22 protein-coding genes are annotated in these 17,349 nt (G+C 71.6%); 13 read left to right on the top strand and 9 right to left on the bottom strand.

Features of this window, described 5'->3' with window-relative positions; all coding sequences use genetic code 11:
* Window positions 1–134 precede the first annotated feature (134 nt).
* The 7 genes from AAHG09_RS24070 to AAHG09_RS24100 all read left to right on the top strand — a co-directional run bounded on the left by AAHG09_RS24070 (window position 135) and on the right by AAHG09_RS24100 (window position 3,568).
* Window positions 135–509, top strand: coding sequence for a response regulator (locus AAHG09_RS24070; protein ID WP_342110038.1), 375 nt, complete (start codon window positions 135–137; stop codon window positions 507–509).
* 88 nt (window positions 510–597) lie between these two features.
* A complete protein-coding gene (locus tag AAHG09_RS24075) occupies window positions 598–882 on the top strand; it encodes a hypothetical protein (RefSeq protein ID WP_342110039.1) in 285 nt (94 codons plus the stop codon).
* Entirely contained in the window at window positions 855–1,166 is a 312-nt protein-coding gene (locus tag AAHG09_RS24080; protein WP_342110040.1) for a hypothetical protein, read from the top strand. The genes AAHG09_RS24075 and AAHG09_RS24080 overlap by 28 nt, the downstream gene beginning before the upstream one ends.
* 13 nt (window positions 1,167–1,179) lie before the next feature.
* Complete coding sequence (locus AAHG09_RS24085; protein ID WP_342110041.1) at window positions 1,180–1,512, top strand: hypothetical protein; 333 nt, start codon at window positions 1,180–1,182, stop codon at window positions 1,510–1,512.
* 147 nt (window positions 1,513–1,659) lie between these two features.
* Window positions 1,660–1,782 carry a hypothetical protein gene (locus AAHG09_RS24090; RefSeq protein ID WP_342110042.1) on the top strand — a complete coding sequence of 41 codons (123 nt, stop codon included), beginning with the start codon at window positions 1,660–1,662 and terminating at the stop codon, window positions 1,780–1,782.
* Window positions 1,779–2,849, top strand: coding sequence for a radical SAM protein (locus tag AAHG09_RS24095; RefSeq protein ID WP_342110043.1), 1,071 nt, complete (start codon window positions 1,779–1,781; stop codon window positions 2,847–2,849). Before AAHG09_RS24090 ends, AAHG09_RS24095 begins: the two co-directional genes overlap by 4 nt.
* Window positions 2,846–3,568, top strand: coding sequence for a glycosyltransferase family 2 protein (locus tag AAHG09_RS24100; RefSeq protein ID WP_342110044.1), 723 nt, complete (start codon window positions 2,846–2,848; stop codon window positions 3,566–3,568). The genes AAHG09_RS24095 and AAHG09_RS24100 overlap by 4 nt, the downstream gene beginning before the upstream one ends.
* 22 nt (window positions 3,569–3,590) lie before the next feature.
* On the opposite strand, the gene AAHG09_RS24105 is transcribed toward AAHG09_RS24100, so the two are convergent.
* Genes AAHG09_RS24105 through AAHG09_RS24120 form a run of 4 tightly spaced genes read right to left on the bottom strand, consistent with a single transcriptional unit; the run spans window position 3,591 to window position 7,439 of the window.
* The gene (locus AAHG09_RS24105; protein ID WP_342110045.1) at window positions 3,591–4,253 is read right to left on the bottom strand and encodes a DoxX family protein; all 663 of its coding nucleotides are present in this window, start codon (window positions 4,251–4,253) and stop codon (window positions 3,591–3,593) included.
* A gap of 27 nt (window positions 4,254–4,280) precedes the next feature.
* Window positions 4,281–5,861 carry a PhnE/PtxC family ABC transporter permease gene (locus tag AAHG09_RS24110; protein WP_342110046.1) on the bottom strand — a complete coding sequence of 527 codons (1,581 nt, stop codon included), beginning with the start codon at window positions 5,859–5,861 and terminating at the stop codon, window positions 4,281–4,283.
* Window positions 5,858–6,538, bottom strand: coding sequence for an ATP-binding cassette domain-containing protein (locus AAHG09_RS24115; RefSeq protein WP_342110047.1), 681 nt, complete (start codon window positions 6,536–6,538; stop codon window positions 5,858–5,860). The genes AAHG09_RS24110 and AAHG09_RS24115 overlap by 4 nt, the downstream gene beginning before the upstream one ends.
* A gap of 13 nt (window positions 6,539–6,551) precedes the next feature.
* Window positions 6,552–7,439, bottom strand: coding sequence for a putative selenate ABC transporter substrate-binding protein (locus AAHG09_RS24120; RefSeq protein WP_342110048.1), 888 nt, complete (start codon window positions 7,437–7,439; stop codon window positions 6,552–6,554).
* A gap of 360 nt (window positions 7,440–7,799) precedes the next feature.
* Between AAHG09_RS24120 and AAHG09_RS24125 the strand changes: the two genes are divergently transcribed.
* The 3 genes from AAHG09_RS24125 to selD are packed head-to-tail and all read left to right on the top strand — an operon-like array spanning window position 7,800 to window position 10,758.
* Window positions 7,800–8,867 carry a radical SAM/SPASM domain-containing protein gene (locus tag AAHG09_RS24125; protein WP_342110049.1) on the top strand — a complete coding sequence of 356 codons (1,068 nt, stop codon included), beginning with the start codon at window positions 7,800–7,802 and terminating at the stop codon, window positions 8,865–8,867.
* The gene (locus AAHG09_RS24130; RefSeq protein WP_342110050.1) at window positions 8,860–9,657 is read left to right on the top strand and encodes a TIGR01459 family HAD-type hydrolase; all 798 of its coding nucleotides are present in this window, start codon (window positions 8,860–8,862) and stop codon (window positions 9,655–9,657) included. The genes AAHG09_RS24125 and AAHG09_RS24130 overlap by 8 nt, the downstream gene beginning before the upstream one ends.
* Before the next feature lie 51 nt (window positions 9,658–9,708).
* Window positions 9,709–10,758, top strand: a complete 1,050-nt coding sequence (gene selD / locus AAHG09_RS24135; protein WP_342110051.1) for a selenide, water dikinase SelD — start codon at window positions 9,709–9,711, stop codon at window positions 10,756–10,758.
* A gap of 159 nt (window positions 10,759–10,917) precedes the next feature.
* Here selD and AAHG09_RS24140 read toward each other — a convergent pair whose 3' ends face one another.
* Window positions 10,918–11,454, bottom strand: coding sequence for a cupin domain-containing protein (locus AAHG09_RS24140; protein ID WP_342110052.1), 537 nt, complete (start codon window positions 11,452–11,454; stop codon window positions 10,918–10,920).
* Window positions 11,455–11,690: 236 nt separating this feature from the next.
* On the opposite strand from AAHG09_RS24140, the gene AAHG09_RS24145 reads away from it, so the two are divergent.
* From AAHG09_RS24145 to AAHG09_RS24155, 3 genes are read left to right on the top strand one after another with little or no spacing between them, the layout of a single operon-like run.
* Window positions 11,691–12,671 (top strand): aliphatic sulfonate ABC transporter substrate-binding protein, encoded by a 981-nt coding sequence (locus AAHG09_RS24145; protein WP_342110053.1) that lies wholly within the window; start codon window positions 11,691–11,693, stop codon window positions 12,669–12,671.
* A 7-nt stretch (window positions 12,672–12,678) separates the two neighbouring features.
* Window positions 12,679–13,470: an ABC transporter permease gene (locus AAHG09_RS24150; protein WP_342110054.1), complete on the top strand. Its 792-nt coding sequence runs from the start codon at window positions 12,679–12,681 to the stop codon at window positions 13,468–13,470.
* A gap of 55 nt (window positions 13,471–13,525) precedes the next feature.
* Window positions 13,526–14,308 (top strand): ABC transporter ATP-binding protein, encoded by a 783-nt coding sequence (locus tag AAHG09_RS24155; RefSeq protein ID WP_342110055.1) that lies wholly within the window; start codon window positions 13,526–13,528, stop codon window positions 14,306–14,308.
* 119 nt (window positions 14,309–14,427) lie between these two features.
* On the opposite strand, the gene AAHG09_RS24160 is transcribed toward AAHG09_RS24155, so the two are convergent.
* The 4 genes from AAHG09_RS24160 to AAHG09_RS24175 all read right to left on the bottom strand — a co-directional run bounded on the left by AAHG09_RS24160 (window position 14,428) and on the right by AAHG09_RS24175 (window position 17,261).
* Window positions 14,428–15,153, bottom strand: a complete 726-nt coding sequence (locus AAHG09_RS24160; RefSeq protein WP_342110056.1) for an SDR family NAD(P)-dependent oxidoreductase — start codon at window positions 15,151–15,153, stop codon at window positions 14,428–14,430.
* The gene (locus AAHG09_RS24165) at window positions 15,150–15,950 is read right to left on the bottom strand and encodes a trypsin-like serine peptidase (protein ID WP_342110057.1); all 801 of its coding nucleotides are present in this window, start codon (window positions 15,948–15,950) and stop codon (window positions 15,150–15,152) included. Before AAHG09_RS24165 ends, AAHG09_RS24160 begins: the two co-directional genes overlap by 4 nt.
* 171 nt (window positions 15,951–16,121) lie before the next feature.
* Window positions 16,122–16,265: a hypothetical protein gene (locus tag AAHG09_RS24170; protein WP_342110058.1), complete on the bottom strand. Its 144-nt coding sequence runs from the start codon at window positions 16,263–16,265 to the stop codon at window positions 16,122–16,124.
* Window positions 16,266–16,553: 288 nt separating this feature from the next.
* Entirely contained in the window at window positions 16,554–17,261 is a 708-nt protein-coding gene (locus AAHG09_RS24175; RefSeq protein ID WP_342110059.1) for an IclR family transcriptional regulator, read from the bottom strand.
* Window positions 17,262–17,349 lie beyond the last annotated feature (88 nt).

Consider the following 17,349-nt stretch of genomic DNA (forward strand, 5'->3'; position numbering starts at 1 on the left):
ACCGTCCCGGGACAGAGCCGCAGGCGGCCGTTCCGGCGCGGCGGACCGCCATCCTCCGGGGTCTCGGACGCGCGACGCTTTCGTCCGGGCAAGATCCGCTGGCAACCAATACTGCACCGGCAGGTTGAACGGCCATGTCCGCGAAGCGCCCTCTGGATGCCACTGTCGTCCTCGTCGTCGAGGATGACGAACTCGTGCGCATGAGCGCCGTCGCGCTGCTGGAAGATGCCGGGCTTGCCGTGACGGAGGCCTGCGATGCCGATGAGGCGTGGCGTATCCTCGAGCGCCGCACCGATATCGGGGTTCTGTTCACCGATATCGACATGCCCGGATCCATGTGCGGAAAGACGCTGGCCGAACATGTCCACGCATCCTGGCCCGAGATCCGGCTGGTTCTGACATCCGGACGCCATCGCCTGGCCGACGCCGAGGTGCCGGATCACGGCCTCTTCGTCTCGAAGCCTTACCGCTCTCGGGATGTACTCGAGGCCATCGCCCAGGCGCGATGACTTACCTCGTGAAGCATCACGGGGGATTCCTTCGGCCTTCGACCCGGCTATAGTCGATCCGCCCGCAGCGGAGGCCGAGCCCCACCCGATGACGCGCGCGCGCATGACGGCCGAGGAGGCCGAGACGATCCGGCAACTCGCCCGGCTCACCGGGCGGTCGATCGACGCGGTGTCCCGCGCCGCAACCCGCACGCCGCGCCACGAGGTTCTGTTCGCCGCCGCCGTCGCGCTGGCGACCGGGGAATGGGACTGGCTCGACGGTGAAACCGGGCAGTGGCGTACCGACCGCGCGCAGCAGAATGCCAAGCTGCTCCGCTATGCCGACCTGCTCACCGAGGACGAGCCATGCGCCGAACCTTCACCGTCGAACTGACGACCCGCGAGGCGCTCACCGTGCATCGCATGGCCCGGCTGTCCGGGGTGACCCCGGACGTGATCGTGCAATGCCTCTACCGGTCCAGCCTGTTCGACGCCGCCGTGTCGCTCTCGACGGGCGTATGGCAGTGGTTCGATGACCGGACCCATCGGTATGTCCGCAACCGGCGGAAGCAGTTCGGGCAGTTCGTGGAATACACCGGTCACCTGTTGCAGAAGGCCGAGGCCGTTCCCGAGCCGACGATCCCGCAGCAGACCGGCATCGACCCCCGGCAGGCCTGAGGCGGAGCCGCCGATGACGCGCATGGACAGGGCCAGGCAGGAGGCCGACCGGCTGGGCAAGGCGATCCGCACCGCGCCGGATCAGCGCACGCCCGCGCAGCACGAACTGGTCCACTTGGCCGCCGAGGAGACTCTGCTGGTCCGCCTGATGCGGCTGGATCAGGATCAATTCCCGGTCACGACCGACCCCGTTCCCCGCATCGTGGAAAGCGCGCAGCGCCTCGTGGACATCCTGGTCATGGAAGCGGCGTACAAAGCGGGCGACCGGATGGGTGCGCTTCTCGATCTCCAGGAGGATGTGACCGCCTACCGCTTCCTGGCGGCGCAGAAGGCCAATCCGAACTGATCGGAGCGCCTGCGCGACATCAATCTTCCGATCGTGATGTTACTCTTTCCGCGCGCGACCGAATTCCCCTGGTATCTGTTATGGGCCGTGCCATTCCTGGACGTCGCTGCGGCGCTTCCGGGGCGGGGTCTGACGGTGGGAGGCTTCATGTTCGACGACGTCGTTCCCGGCGATCCGCAACACGCCCACGACGCCCGTTCGGCGATCCGCGCCGCCCGCGTGGTCGCCGCCGGGGTCGTGCGGGTCGGCCGGTCCGGGGCCGTCCGATGACGGTCGCGGCCCCCGTCGCGCCGGCCGTCGATCCGCGCCGCTACCATGAGGCGGCGCCGCGGACGGTCGAGACCGTCGTCGAGCGCATGCCGGTCTGCCTCTATCTGGAGGTGACGAACCGCTGCAACCTGCTCTGCACCACCTGCCCGCGCACCTATGTCGAGCTGGAGCCGCCCGCCGATATGAGCTGGGCGCTGTTCACCTCCATCGTCGATCAGGTGCCGGATCTCAGCCGCGCCGTGCTCCACGGGGTCGGCGAGCCGATGCTGGTCAAGGACCTGCCCCGGATGGTCCGCTACCTCAAGGATCGCGGGACCTACGTCCTGTTCAACACCAACGGCACGGTGCTGTCGGAGAAGAACGGGCGGGCCCTGATCGAGGCCGGGCTGGACGAGCTGCGCGTCTCGCTCGATGCCTCGACCCGCGCCTCCTACATCACGGTGCGCGGCAAGGATTATTTCGAGCGGATCCTGAAGAATGTCCGGGCGTTCCGGTCGCTGCAGGAACGTGAGGGCCACGCCAAGCCGCGGGTCTCGGCTTGGCTCACCGGCCTCAAGGAGACCCTGCCGGAGCTGCCCGCCTTCGTGCGGGTGGCGGCCGAGGCCGGCGTCAGGGAAGTCTACCTCCAGCGGCTGGTCTACTTCGCGGATGACGCCCTCGGCCTGGCGCGGCCGGATCAGGCCCTCTACGAGCGCATGGCGGCGGACGAGGCCCATTACCTGTGCGAAGCCGAGGCGGTCGCGCGCGAACTCGGGCTCACCTTCTCGGCCTCGGGGGCGGCGAGCGAGCCGGGGATGAGCCTCCGTCGCGACACCGACGGCTCGCCCTGGTCGCTGTGCCGCCGGCCCTGGAACGTCATGTACGTCACCGCCAACGGCCGGGCGCTGCCGTGCTGCATCGCGCCGTTCTCGCAGCGCGGCTACGAGAACTACACCCTCGGCGACGCCACGCAGGACACCCTGCGGGCGATCTGGAACGGCCCGGCCTATGCGGATTTCCGGGCGGCCCTGCTGTCCGACACGCCGCCGCAGGCTTGCGGCAATTGCGGGCTGCGCTGGAGCCTGTGACCGCGTCGGCCTTCGTCACCGCCATCGTGCCCTGCCTCGACGAGGCGGCGGCGATCGGCGCCGTCGTGGCGGGTCTCCTGGCGAACGGGGCCGACGCGGTCCTCGTCGTCGATGGCGGCTCGCGGGACGCGACCCGGGAGCGGGCCGCCGCGTCGGGGGCGCACGTCATCGTGGAGCGCCGCCGCGGCTACGGCCGGGCGATCCAGGCCGGGATCGCCGCGCTGCCGCCGGAGACCGGCATCGTCCTGTTCGTCGACGGTGACGGCAGCGACCGGCTCGACCGCGTGCCGGCCCTCCTCGATCCGATCCGCGCGGGCCGGGCGGCGTTCGTGCACGGCTCCCGGATCCTGGGCGACCGGGAGCCCGGCGCCATGAGCCCGCAGCAGATCGTCGCCGGTCACCTCGCCGGCTGGCTGCTGCGGCTCACCTACGGGGCCCGCTTCACCGACATGTCCCCGTTCCGGGCGATCCGCCGCGACGCGCTGGCGCGCCTCGGCATGCGGGACGAGACCTACGGCTGGAATCTCGAGATGCTGATGCGCGCCTCGGCGGCGGGCCTGCGCTGCGAGGAGGTCGCCGTCGGCCAGCGGCCGCGGCAGGGCGGCGCCTCCAAGGTCTCGGGGGACTGGCGGGTGGGGATTCGCGCCGCCTGGGTGATCGGCACGACCTTCCTGCGCCTCGCCCGCGTCCTGTCCCGCGAGGGGCGCCCGGCCGGGTGACGGCCCGCCCCCCTCGGAGCACTCAGGTCGCGACGCGGACGAGGCCGGCGACCCATCCGAATGTCAGCCCGGGCGGGTACCGGCGGCGCAACTCGGCGTCGAGGCCGAGGCTGCGGCCCGCCGCGAAGACGCTGAACAGGGCCATGAGGCCGCCGAGGAAGACGTAGGTCCACGGCCATTCCTGCGGTTGCAGGTACAGGCCGAGCCAGAGCTGGGCGACGAACACGACACCGATGGCCCCGACGAGCCGGACGCCGAGCCCGAGCAGCAGCGCGATCGCGAAGGTCAGCTCCGTGAGGAAGACCAGCACGTTCAGGATGTAGAAGTTCGGCGTCGGCAGCAGCACGCTCTTCACGATGTCCCGGTGGATCGCGAAGGCGGCGTTGGTCACCTCCTGGCCGGTCCAGTAGTACAGCCCGTTATCGGTGGTGAAGAGCGGCAGCTTCCAGAGCATGCCCTGGAACCACATGCCGCCGATCAGCGCGCGCAGCGCCCACAGGGTGACGTCGCGGCCGGTCCGCTGGGCCGGATCCTCGATCCATTCCCGGATCGCGATGCCGAGGCTGGCCAACACCAGCAGCGCGAAGCCGGCGGCGACCAGCCAGCGCCCGTAGCCGAGCGCGACCTCGTCGGCCTGCTGCCCGATCAGGAACAGCCACGTGTCGGTGAACGGGTCCGTCCGCATCGCATCGATCCTCTCAGAAGCCGCGCATCAGGTGGAGGCTGCCCGCAGCGCCGGGTCGGCCTTGGATTCGGGCAGGGCCTTGGATTCGGGCAGGGCCTTGGTGGACAGGCGGGTCGGCAGATCGGTGAGGCGCAGCGCGCGGCGCAGGGCCCGCGACAGGGCGTCGATCAGCGCGGTCAGGAGCGCCGTGGCGACGATCAGCAGCACGGCCACGTCCAGGCGCAGCTCGGAGATCGCGGCATCGACGTAGAAGCCGAGCGTCGCGACCCCGAGGATGCCGAAGATCGCGCTCTCGCGCAGGATCAGCTCCCAGCGATACAGCAGGTAGGCCAGGAACTGCCCGTAGAGCCGGGGTACGGTCTCGTAGCTGTAGAGGTTCAGGCCGGTCGGCGCGTCGGCGCGGTAGGCGAGGCCGTCGGCGTGGCGCCCCATGAGGTAGCCGACGATGCCGGCATTGTGGATCGTCAGCGCCAGGATCGCCGGCAGCATCGAGGGCCCGAGCAGCTGCAGCAGCACGTAGGCCAGCATGTATTCGGGCGTCGAGCGCACCACCACCAGCAGGACGCGCCCGAAGGGCTGCCCGATCGGCCCGGCGAAGCGGCGCGAGGCGAGGGGGAACAGGACGAGCGCGCCGAGCCCGGTCGCGACCAGCGCGATCTGCGCGAGCACCAGGGTCTGAAAGGCGCCGGGCAGGATCTGCTCCGTGACGATCGGCCGGAGCCAGAGCCCGAAGCGGCTCCAGGTCGCCGGGTCGAGGAGGGCGCCGGACCGGAGCGGGCTCGGGACGATGTCGTGGCCGAGGAAGCGGCCGAGGCTCGCGAGCCAGTCGGTCGTCCCGATGGTGCGGGGCAGGGCGAGGACGCTTGCAACGAGCAGGACCGGCAGGGTCGAGAGCCGCATCCAGAGGCGGCGGGAGCCGATCAGGAGGTAGAAGACGAGGAGCAGGGCCCCGGCCTCGGCGTAGCGGCCCTGGCGGAAGGCGGATTCGAGGTAGAAGCCCATCGTGGGCAGGCCGATGAAGCCGAGAACCAGGGTCGAGCGCATCGCGCATTCGAACCGGTAGAGCGTGTAGTGCCGGAACGCCGATGCGACATCCGGCAGGCGGGCATAGGCGAAAGCCGAGAGGGCGCCGGTGCCCTCCGGCAGGACCCGCACGGCCGAGAGATCCGCCTCCTCGATGATCTCGGAATAGACCTTGGCGCAGATGCCCGCGTAGGGCAGCGCGATCGCCAGGATGCCGGTGGTCGCCGACAGGCCGAACACCTGCGTGAGCAGCAGCGCCCAGAACAGCTCGTGGACCGAGCGCAGGCCCGCGCAGACGAGCCGCACGGCCCGGACCTTCGCGAACGGGATGGCGAGGACGAAGCCGGCCCCAGCCCCGAGCGTGACCCCGAGGATCGCGAAGGCGACGGTGTAGACGACGCTCCAGATCTCCACCGCCGGGAAATCCGGGTGGATCAGGCCGGCGAGCAGGCGCTGCAGGTCGGCCCAGGGATGGAGGCTGGTGATGGCGAGGTCGGCCAGCAGCAGTGCCGCCGCCGCACCCCCGACGAACCAGCGGGTCGCCGTCGCGTAGCCCGCGCCGGGCATCAGGCGCGCGGCCCTCACGCGGCCTGCCCGTAGAACGGGGCCAGGGCCGCCTCGTCCAGGTCGCGGGCGGGCGCGTCGAGGACGATCCGGCCCGCTTCGAGGACGACGATCCGGTCCGTGTGCGCCAGCGCGAGGGCGATGTCGTGGAGCGCCAGCACGAGGGTCTGGTGGCGGGCGGCCATCCGCTCCAGGATCAGGCCGCCCTGCCTGCGGTCGAGGGCCGAGACCGGCTCGTCGCCGATCAGGATCGGACGCCCGTTGTAGAGCGCCCGCGCCACGGAGACGCGCTGCTGCTGCCCCCCCGACAGGGCGCCGGCCTTGGCGTGCAGCGCGTCGGCGAGGCCGACCTCCCCGAGGATCGCCCGGACCTCCGCGAGGTCGGCCCGGGTCGGGAAGGCCAGGGTGCGCAGGTTGTGCAGGGTCGAGCGCCGGTCGAGGCGGCCCATGTAGACGTTGTGGAAGACCGAGAGCGTCCGCACCAGGGCGGCCGCCTGCGGGATCAGCGCCACGCGGGCGCGCGCCTGGGCGTGGACCAAACCGAGCAGGGTGGATTTCCCGGCCCCCGAGCGCCCCATCAGCGCGACGCGCTCGCCGGCCCGGAGGGTGAGGTCCACGCCGAACAGGACGGGCTTGCCGTCATAGGCCGCCGTCGCGCCGGACAGGACGATTTCGGCTTCGCCTGCGGACGGGCTCACGGCGGCGCGCCGTTCAATCCAGCAGGCCCGTGGATTTCGCCACGCGCTCCACCGGCTCATAGGCGGCGTTGTCGACCGGGATGAACTTGGAGCGCGCGAAGGGGGCGAGGATCGCCGGATCGGTGATGCCGATGAGCGCCGCCTTCAGCCGCTGCGTGAACCCGGCGCCGTAGATCGCGTCGACATCGCCGCGCACGGTCCATTGGTAATCGGGGAAGGGCGGGCTCTCCCAGATCACCGAGACGGCTTGTCCGTCGACCTTGCCGGCTTTGTTGTCGAGGTCCCAGACCGAGTAATCCACCGCTCCGACCTCGAAGGCGCCGGACTGGACCAGCTGGATCGTCCGGCTGTGGTCCCCGGAGAAGCCCACGCGGGAGAACACCTCCTCGGGGGTCTTGCCCGGGAAGGCCTCGCGGATGAAGTATTCCGGCATCAGCCGGCCCGAGGTCGAGGCCCGGGAGCCGAACGTGAAGGTCTTGCCCGCAATCGCCTTGGGGAAGTCGGCGGTGCGCGTCAGGCCGGTCTTGGCGTTGGCGATGAAGTAGGTCTTGAAGGCCGCATCCTCCGCCCCCTGCGCGATCGCCTGGGCCCCGGGCGCGGCCTTGCGGGCCTGGACGCCGGTGAAGCCGCCGAACCACGCGAGCTGGACCTGCCCGTTGGTGAAGGCCGTGACCGCCGCCGGGTAGTTCTTCACCGGGAGATACTTCACCGGCACGCCGAGCTTGTCCTCCAGATAGGCCGCGACCTTGCCGAAGCGCTCGACGAGGCGACTCTCGTCCTGATCGGGGATGCCGGTGAACACGAAGGTCGGCTTGGCGCCGCCCTGCGCGCCGGCGCCCTGGGACAGGGCAAGGCCAGCCAACCCGCCCAGCAGCACCCGACCCAGTGTCCGTCTCAGCATCGAGCGCTCCCGTTCGGATCTCAATCGTGAACGACGCCAGGTCGGCATCGATGTCCAATCAACTGACAGCTATCGCAGGTTGCGGGAAGCGCCCGGCGGTGCCCGTTGACGGCTTTCCTTCGCGGCGCCGCACCGGACGGTTACCCATCGCAAAGTCCCGAGGCTGCGGCAATCCGCCCGCCGTCTCGACTTCAATCCCGGCGATTGTTCGGGTGTCGAATGTAAAGTCCGGGCGCGGTGATCAATCGTGCTGAAGATGTGATGTTACCGAAGCCGCCCGTCGTGCGAAGCAGGCCACGAGGTCCCGCACGCGGGCACCGCACCCGATGATGCCCGTCGGGATCAGGCGAGAGGATCCGCATGGCCATGGATGTCGGGATGCCGCCTTCGGAGCCGGACAGTGCCGCCCCGGCGCCGTCGTTCGCCCTGGGCATCGGGCTCACCAACGCGTGCAACCTGGCCTGCTCCTTCTGCTACCGCGACCCCGACCGGCTGGACCGGCTCGGGCCCGACCAGCTGCGGACCGTGCTCGACAGCCTGCCGGTGCGGTCCGTCAATCTGGGGACCGGCGAGAACGGCATGCACCCCCAGTTCCCACAGCTCCTCGATCTGCTCCGGGCCGAGCCGATCAAGCTCACGATCACGTCGAACGGGCACTCGATCGCCGTGATGGACGACGCGGCGGTGCAGGCCTTCGCCGACGTGGAATTCTCGATCGACTACCCCACCCGCGCGGAGCAGGACGCGCAGCGCGGGCCCGGCAATTGGGACCTCGTGATGGCGCAGGCCGCCCGCTGCCGGGCGCTGGGGGTCGGCGTCACCTTCATCGCCGTGATGATGCGGACCAACTTCGACCGGCTGCACGAGATCGCCGCCCTGGCCCGCGGCTTCGATGCGCCGCTGCGCATCAACGTCTATCAGGCGGTGCGGACCGACGCCTTCGCGCTCACCTACGAGGAATACTGGGACGGGTTCGCGCGGCTCTTCGCCGAGACCGACGTGATCGCCATCGGCGAGCCCCTCGTCCGGGCCATGGCCGGCCTTCCGGCGCGCCGGGGCGGATGCGGGGTCGGCACGGTGCGCGTCACGCCCCGGGCGACCGTGCAGCCTTGCGTGTACTGGGGCGACACCGGCCAGAGCCTCGACACCCTGCGTCAGGCCGGCAGCGCGATCGTCGCCACGGCCCCCTTCGCGGCGGTCCGGGCCCTGCCGGAGCCCTGCCGGGGCTGCGCCTACGAGGCATCCTGCCACGGCGGCTGCGCCGGGCGGCGGCGGCTGATGGAACGGCTCGATCAGGTCGATCCCTACTGCCCGGTCGTGCGCGGCGAGGTCCGGCCCCTGTCGGTCGTCATGGCGCCGTCCCGCGAACTGCCGAAGCTCGAGAGCGCCTGCACGACGATCGTCCAGGCGCGGGCCGCCCGTGGCTGACGCGCCCGCCGCGCTCATCGGCCTGAGCCGGCTCGCGGAAGCCTACGCGGTCATCCTGTGCGACGTCTTCGGCGTGCTCCACGACGCGACGCGGGTCTTTCCCGCCGCCACCGGGGCGCTGGCCGCTTTCCGGGCCCGCGGGGGCACGGTGATCCTCGTCTCGAACGCGGCCGAGCCCGGTCCGCGCCTGGCGGACGCCCTCCGGGCCCGCGGGATCCCCGACGCGTACGACGACCTCGTGACCGGAGCCGACATCGCCCGCAGCCTCCTCGACGCGGCGGGTGTCCGGCGCGTCCATCACATCGGGCCGGCGCGCGACCGGGTCCTGTTCGCGGGGCTGCCGGTCACGCCGGTTGCGGTGGACGCGGCCGAAGAGATCGTCTGCACGGGCTATCCGGAGTGCGATGACGACCTCGACGCGAGCCTGGCGACCGCCCTCCGGCGCGCCCTGCGCCTGCTCTGCACCAACCCGGACACGAGCCTGACGGTGGGCACGACGCGCCTGCGCTTCGCCGGCCTCGTCGCCGAACGCTACCGCGCCCGCGGGGGCCGCGTCGTCGAGACGGGCAAGCCCGGCGCCCTGATCTATCGCGCCGCCCTCGACAGGGCCGAGCGCCTGCGCGGCCGGCCCGTCGAGCCCGCGCGGGTCCTCGGGATCGGCGACACCGTCGCCCTCGACGTGGCGGGGGCGCTGGGAAACGGCTTCGCGGCGCTCCAGATCGGCACCGCGCAGCCCCCGCCGACGGAGGCGTCCGCCCGTCTGTACCGGATGCCCGCCCTTGTCTGGTGACAGGGGGCCCGGCACGGTCCATCCCGGATCGCGACACGAGAGGATTGATCGATGGATACGCCCCCGGTTCGCCTGACCAGCCTCGCCCATGGCGGCGGGTGCGGCTGCAAGCTCGATCCCGCGGTGCTGCGCACGCTGCTGGCCGACCAGCCGGTCGCGGGTCCCTTCGAGCGCCTGCTGGTCGGCAACGAGACCGCCGACGACGCGGCGGTCTGGGCCCTGGATGACGGCACCTGCCTGATCGCCACCACGGACTTCTTCACGCCGATGGTGGACGATCCCCACGCTTTCGGCCGGATCGCCGCCACCAACGCCATCTCCGACGTCTACGCGATGGGCGGCAAGCCGATGCTGGCGCTGGCCATCCTGGGCATGCCGGTGGGCAAGATCGCCCCCGAGATCGTCGCCGAGATCCTGAAGGGCGGCGCGGCCACCTGCGCCGAGGCGGGCATTCCCATCGCGGGCGGCCACTCGATCGACACGCCCGAGCCGATCTACGGCCTGGCGGTGATCGGCTCGTGCGACCGCGCGCATCTCCGGCGCAACGCCGACGCCCGCGCCGGCGACGTCGCGATCCTGACCAAGCCGCTGGGCGTCGGGATCTACTCGGCGGCCATCAAGCGGGAGGCCCTCGACGCCGCCGGCCACGCCGATTTCATCGCCACCACGACACGCCTCAACAGGATCGGGGCGGATCTGGCGCGCGATCCGGAGGTCCACGCCATCACCGACATCACCGGCTTCGGCCTGCTGGGCCACGGCCTCGAACTCGCGCGCGGCGCCGGCCTGACCTTCGTGATCGCCGGGGACGGCATCCCGCTCCTGCCCCGGGCCGAGGCCCTGGCGCAGGAGGGTTTCGTCACCGGCGCCTCGCATCGGAACTGGGCGAGCTTCGGGGGCCAGGTGAGCCTGCCCGAGGGCCTGCCGGACTGGCGCCGGCACATCCTCACCGACCCCCAGACCTCCGGGGGCCTGCTCGTCACCTGCGCGCCCGCGCGGGCGGAGGCGATCCTCGCCCAATGCCATGCGGCGGGCTTCGCGCAGGCCGCAATGGTCGGACGGTTCGAGGCCGGCCCGGCTGCGATCCGCGTCGAGGCCTGAGACCGCTCGAGGCCGGCGCGATACGCCGGTCCGCGCCGCCACCCGGTCTGGATCCCGACCGGCCGCTCGAAAGCGCCGGGATGCAACGGACGGTCCCGGCCCATCGGGGCCGTCTCCGATATCCCGATCCCGGGGGTGCGCTCCCCGCGGGTGCGCGGCCTATGGATGCTTGTGGATCGGATCGACCCAGTAGACCGTCTCGGGTGCCTCGGCGGCCGCGACGTCGGGCAGGTTGACCACCACGGCCTCGTTGTCGGAGCGGACCAGCACGCAGTGCAGGGGCTCGTCGGTCGAGGCGTTGATCTCTTGGTGGGGCACGAAGGGCGGCACGAAGATGAAGTCGCCGGGGCCGGCCTCCGCGACGTATTCGAGCCTGTCGCCCCAGCGCATCCGCGCCCGGCCGGAGACCACGTAGATCACGCTCTCCAGTTCGCCGTGGTGGTGGACGCCGGTCTTGGCATCGGGCTGGATCGCCACCGTGCCGGCCCAGATCTTCTGGGCGCCGACCCGGGCGGCGTTGATCGCCGCCTGCCGGAACATGCCGGGCGTCTGGGCCGTGTTGGCATCGAGCCGGTCGCCCGGGATCACCCGCACGCCGTCGTGCTTCCAGCGCTCGGATGCGCCATGCGCGTGGTCATGGGTATGGTCGTGCGCGTGGCCGTGGTCGTCGCCGTGGTCGTCGCCGTGGTCGTGCATGTCGGGTCCTCCGGCGCCATCATGGCACGGCGGCGCCGGTTTGCGAGGCGCTCGGGTCGCGGATCGCCTCGGCCCGCGCCCGCGCCCTGTCCGTCCGGCCGGACAGACCCCGGGATCCTGTGTCTTCGACGGGAGATCCCCGGAATCCTCGGCCGGCAGACTTGACCAAGCACAGGTTTCCTGAGTTCTCCCGAATACGCCGTCTCTGCAGGGCGATGCACACCAAGGTCTTGTCCATGTCCGTGACCCGCCGAGTCCTCCTGGCCGCCGGCCTCGCCCTGGCGACCCTGACGGGACCGCTCGGGCACGGGGCATTCGCCGAGGATCCCAAGGAGATCCGCCTGGACTGGGCGACCTACAATCCGGTCGGCCTGCTCCTGAAGGAGAAGGGGTTTCTGGAGGAGGCCCTGGCGCCGAAGGGCATCAAGGTCCGCTGGGTCCAGTCCCTCGGATCCAACAAGGCGCTCGAGTTCCTGAACGCGGGCGCGATCGATATCGGCTCGGCGGCGGGCGCCGCGGCCCTTGTGGCGCGGATCAACGGCAACCCGATCCGGGCCATCTACGCCTTCTCCCGGCCCGAATGGACCGCCCTCGTCACCCGCAAGGACACGGGCATCGCCAAGCCCGCCGATTTGAAGGGGAAGCGCGTCGCCGTCACCCGGGGCACCGATCCGCACATCTTCCTGATCCGCGCGCTCCAGGGCGCGGGCCTCACCGAGAAGGACGCCAAGCTCGTCCTGCTCCAGCATCCTGACGGGCGTACGGCCCTCGACCGCGGGGACGTCGATGCCTGGGCGGGGCTCGACCCGATGATGGCGGCGGCCGAGATCGAGAACGGCGACGTGCTGTTCTATCGGGACGCGGCCGCCAACACCTGGGGCCTGCTCGACGTGCGCGAGGACTTCGCGCAGGCCCATCCCGATCTGGTCCGGGCGGTGATCGCGGCCTACGAGCGCGCCCGCGCCTACGCGCTGGCCAACCCCCAGGCCCTCGGCGCGGCCCTGGTGGCCGCCACCAAGCTGCCCGAGCCGGTGATCGCCCGCCAGCTGGAGCGCACCGACCTCACCCAGCCGGCGATCGGCCCGGCCCAGGCCGAGGCCATCAAGGCGGCCGGGCTCGCGCTCCAGCAGGCCGGCGTGATCGCGGCCGGAACGGACGTGGCGGCCGCGGTCGACGGCCTGCTCGACACGCGCTTCAATCCCGTCGCCGCCCGTTGAGGCGGCGATGCCGTTGCTGCGACAGGGTGGTCGGGCCGGCGTTGCGCTCGCCCTCGCGCTCGCGCTTCCCCTGGCCCTCGCCGCCGGCTGGGAGATCGCGGTCGATACCGGGGCGGCCTCCGGGCGTCTCCTGCCGCCGCCGAGCCGGATCGGCGCCACGCTCTGGGAGCTCGCCGCGTCGGGCGACCTCCTGACCCATGTCGAGGCGACGCTGATCCGGGTCGGCCTCGGCTTCCTGTTCGGCGCCGCCGCCGGGATCCTGATGGGCACCGCGGTCGCGATGCTGCCGCTCGTGCGCCGGATCTGCGACCCGAGCCTGCAGGCGCTGCGCGCGGTGCCGTCGCTCGCCTGGGTCCCGCTCTTCATCCTCTGGTTCGGCATCCTGGAGACGCCGAAAATCCTGCTGATCGCCGTGGGGGTGTTCTTCCCGGTCTATGTCGGGGTGTCCGGGGCGATCGCCTCGGTCGATCGCAAGCTCGTCGAGGTCGGGCGGATCTATCGCCTGTCGCGGGGCGCCATGGCGCGCCGGATCCTGCTGCCCGCGATCCTGCCGGCGACGCTGGTCGGGCTGCGCACGGGCCTCGGCCTCGGCTTCCTGTTCGTGGTGGCGGCCGAGCTGATGGGGGCCTCCGAGGGGCTGGGCTACCTGCTGGTCGACGGCCAGCAGCTCGGCAAGCCCGACCAGATCCTGGCGGCGATCATCGCCTTCGCGCTGGCCGGCAAGCTGGCCGATACGCTCTTCGTCGTGATGACGCGGCCCTTGACGCGCTGGCAGGATACGGTGCGGGAGAGCTTGTGAAGGCCGGGCCTGTCCCCGGAAGCCCGCCCGCCCGCTTGCCCAAGGTCAGGTCCCCGTGCTCACCGTCGATGCCCTCTCGAAGACCTACGCGGACGGCACGCAGGCGCTCTCAGGCATCGGCCTGTCGGTGGCGCCCGGCGAGATCGTCGCGCTGATCGGCGGGTCCGGCTGCGGCAAGACGACGTTGCTGCGGCTGATCGCGGGGCTCGACCGGGCCAGCGCTGGCACCGTCGCGGTCGACGGCGAGACGGTCCGCGAGCCCCATCCCCGGATCGGCGTCGTCTTCCAGGAGCCCCGGCTGCTGCCGTGGCTCTCCGTCGCCGACAATGTCGGCTTCGGCCTCGCCGGCATCGGCCGGTCCGACTACCGCGCGCGCGTCGACCGGGCCCTGGAGCGGGTCGGTCTCGCCGAGCACGGCCGGCGCTGGCCCCGGGAGCTGTCGGGCGGCCAGCAGCAGCGCGTCGCCATCGCCCGGGCCTTCGTCCCGCAGCCCCGCGTGCTGCTCCTCGACGAACCGTTCTCGGCGCTCGATGCCTTCACGCGCCGGGGCCTGCACGAGCAGCTGCTCGACCTCTGGGCGGAATCGAAGCCCACGATCCTGATCGTCACGCACGACGTGGGCGAGGCCGTGACGCTGGCCGACCGGGTGGTGGTGATGCGGCCGCGGCCGGGCCGGCTCGACGAGACCGTCGCGATCCGGCTGCCCCGGCCCCGCGATCCCGTTTCGGCGCGCTACGAGGAGGCGGTGCGGCGGGTCATGGCCGCCCTCGACCGGTCCCTGCATCCCCCCGTCGCGCGCCGCGACCCGGCCGCCGAGGTGCGCGCCGGCTGGTGGTAGGTTTCTGCCGGGACCGCGATGCCGGGCGGCTTTATCCGCTGCGCAGGCGCGCGTCGGCCTGCCCGCAGTACAAGCCGGCATCCCGACCGGGTCGCGTTGGCAAACCGGCGCTCCCCCGTTCAGGCCGGCACGCGCGCCCCGTCCCAGGCGAAGACGCCGCCGGTGTCCTTGGCGTCGAGGGCGCCGAGTACGCGCAGGAGATGCGCCGCGCTTTCCTCGGGCTGCAGGATGCCCTCGGCCTTCGGGTCCGGCCGGAACGGGCGCGACAGGTTGGAGGCGACCGTGCCGGGATGCAGGCCGACCACGAGGGCGTCCGGCCGGGTGCGGGCGACCTCGATCGAGAGGGTCCGCAGGATCTGGTTCAACGCCGCCTTCGAGGCGCGGTAGGCGTACCAGCCGCCGAGTCGATTGTCCTCGATCGATCCGACCCGGGCCGACAGGGCCGCGAACACGCAGCGTCCCTGCCGCGCCAGCAACGGCACGAAATGCTTGGCGACGAGGGCGGGGCCGATCGTGTTGACCGCGAAGACGGCGGCCATCGTGGCGGGATCGAGCGTCCGGAACGTCTTCTCGGGCGAGACGCCATCCTGATGCAGGATGCCGGTGGCGACGATGATCAGCCCGACCGGTCCGGCCGCGCCGACCGTGACCGCGGCGGCCGCGATCGACGCCTCGTCGCCGAGGTCGATCGCCTGGGTGCGGACGCCCGGCGGGGCCGGCGGCTGCGCGCGGGAGAGCGCGAAGATCGGCGCGTAGGTTTCGTCGGCCGCGAGCCTGTCGATCAGCGCCCGGCCGATGCCGCCGGACGCGCCGATCACGACCGCGCTGGTCGGGGTCGCCGTCATGGCGTCGGCACCCGGGCGGGCCTCGCGGCCGCAGCCCCGGCCGTGCTCGTCAGGGCGGCCTCGACGGCGGCCCGGAAGCTGCTGACCGGGACCGCGATCGAGGTTCCGTTCGACGAAGCGGCCACGAGGATGCCGACGATCCCGGGCTCGCCGTCGCGCAGGATCAGCGCCGACCCGGATTCCCCCGGCACGACCCGGCAGAAATGGTCGAGCAGCGGCAGGGCGGAGGGTTCGTACCGGGCCTGGCAGCCGCGCTCCACGCTGATGATCTGGTTCGCGTAGGATTTGTAGCCCGCGTGGACGATGCCGGTCAGCGTGGTCGCCTTGGCTTCCGGGCCGAGGGCCGGGCTGAGGCCAAGCGGCTTCAGGGGGATCGGCTCGGCCAGCTCGATGACGGCCCAGTCGCGGCTGAGATCCTGGCGGCTCGTCCCGAACCGGTAGGCGTCCGGCTTCGTGTAGGCCCGCGCGATGGAATGCGCGGTGTAGCGCCCCTGCTCGTAGCCGGCGACGAAGTGGACGTTGGCCGGATCGACCCAACGCTGCCGCGCGCCGTCCCAGAGGCAGTGGGCGGCGGTGAGGGCGTGGCGCGGTCCGATGAGCGTCGCCGTGCAGTATTTCCGGCTTCCGGGCCCCGTGACCACGTTCAGCTTGCCCACGGCGCTGAGGGGCCAGGCCCGGGGATCGAGATCGGGGCTCGGGGCCTGCGGCAGCGGCTGGACCATGGACTGCGCCTGCACGGCCGACGCCGCGACCACACCGAGTGCCGCGCAGGCCAAGCTTCGGACAACCGGGCGCATACGGGATCCGTTCGACGATGGCGGCGGGATGAGTCTCGGCAAGCGCTCACTTAGGGTAGCGCCGTCCGGTGTCCAAACCGCGTCGGACCCCGGACGGCTCTTGCCCAGATAGCGTACCCGGCACCACGCGCGCGGCGAGATCATCGAGGGGGATGATCCGGGCGGATCACCCTAAGCGTGACCGGCCTCGGGAGCCGATCGAAGCTGGTTCTGCAGGGTCATGGCCGCGGGGCCGGCGGGCGCTGTCGTGCGGACCGTGTGCACGGCGAGGCCGGCGAGGACGGCGATCAGCAAGAGGCGTGCGAGGAGCGACATGCGAGGTCGTCACGCGTCACGGGTCGACCGGAGCGAGGCTCGCTCAACGGTCCCAGGTGAACATCTCGAGATGGACGCGCCGGTGCGCAGCTCTGTGACACGCTTGGGAAGTCTCCGGGCGATGGGATCGCACCGATACGGCACCATGGGGGTGGTAAAGCGCTGGTTTCGACGGCGAACCGGCCCGTACACGCTTCGGTGAGCGGCCCGGCGCCGGCCGTTCACGCGACGGCGCTCACCGGGAGCCGCGGGGCCGCTCGTCGCCGGCCGGCTCGGCGCGCCTGACGATCACGAGGCTTGTGCGCCGAGTTCGGACGAGAGCCGCTCGCCGGCCTCGCGGAGGCGCGGCTTCAGGATCTCGGCCCGTTCCGAGGTCAGCCGGGATGAAGGGCCCGATAGGGCGAGGGCACCAATCAGGCGCCGCTCGGTGCCGAACACCGGCATCGCCACCGAGGCCACGTGCGGATCGGTGATGCCCGACGTGTAGAGCGGAACCGTGATCGCGGCTCTCTCCGAGGCGCGCCGGTCGCTGAAGGTCCGCAGGATCTGGGCGATGGCGGATTCGTCCATCGGCCGCATGTCGCCCGGGCGGACATTCATCCGCAGCGGCGACGGTGAATCCGCCCGGAACAGGCAGAGGCGCTGGTTGCCGCGCCGGATGTAGAACGAGGCGGTCTCCAGGGACTCCGCGGCGAGCCGCTCCAGGACGGGCAGGATCCGTTCCTCCAGGGCGAAGGATTGCTGGTAGACCGAGCCGATCCGGGCCGCCTCGACGCCGAGGCGGTAGCGCCCGTCATCCAGGCGCTCGATCAGGTCGAACTTCTCCAGCGAGATGCAGAGCCGCATGATCGTGCTCTTCACGAGCGACGTGCGGCGGGCGAGTTCGGACAATTCCAGGGCGTCGTCGCCGCGCCGGAACGCCGTCAGCACCGTCAGCACCCGGTCGGCCGATGCCACCCCGTCGAGCTTGGGCCGGGTGCGCGCCTCCTTCGCCATGTCGTTGCACTCGTTCCGGTTCCGCGGGGCTGCGCGATCCTTAGAGCGGTGCCCGATCGCGTTGCAATAATGCGTGGCTTCAAGGTCT

The organism is Methylobacterium guangdongense, from assembly GCF_038442355.1.
Lineage (GTDB): Bacteria > Pseudomonadota > Alphaproteobacteria > Rhizobiales > Beijerinckiaceae > Methylobacterium > Methylobacterium guangdongense.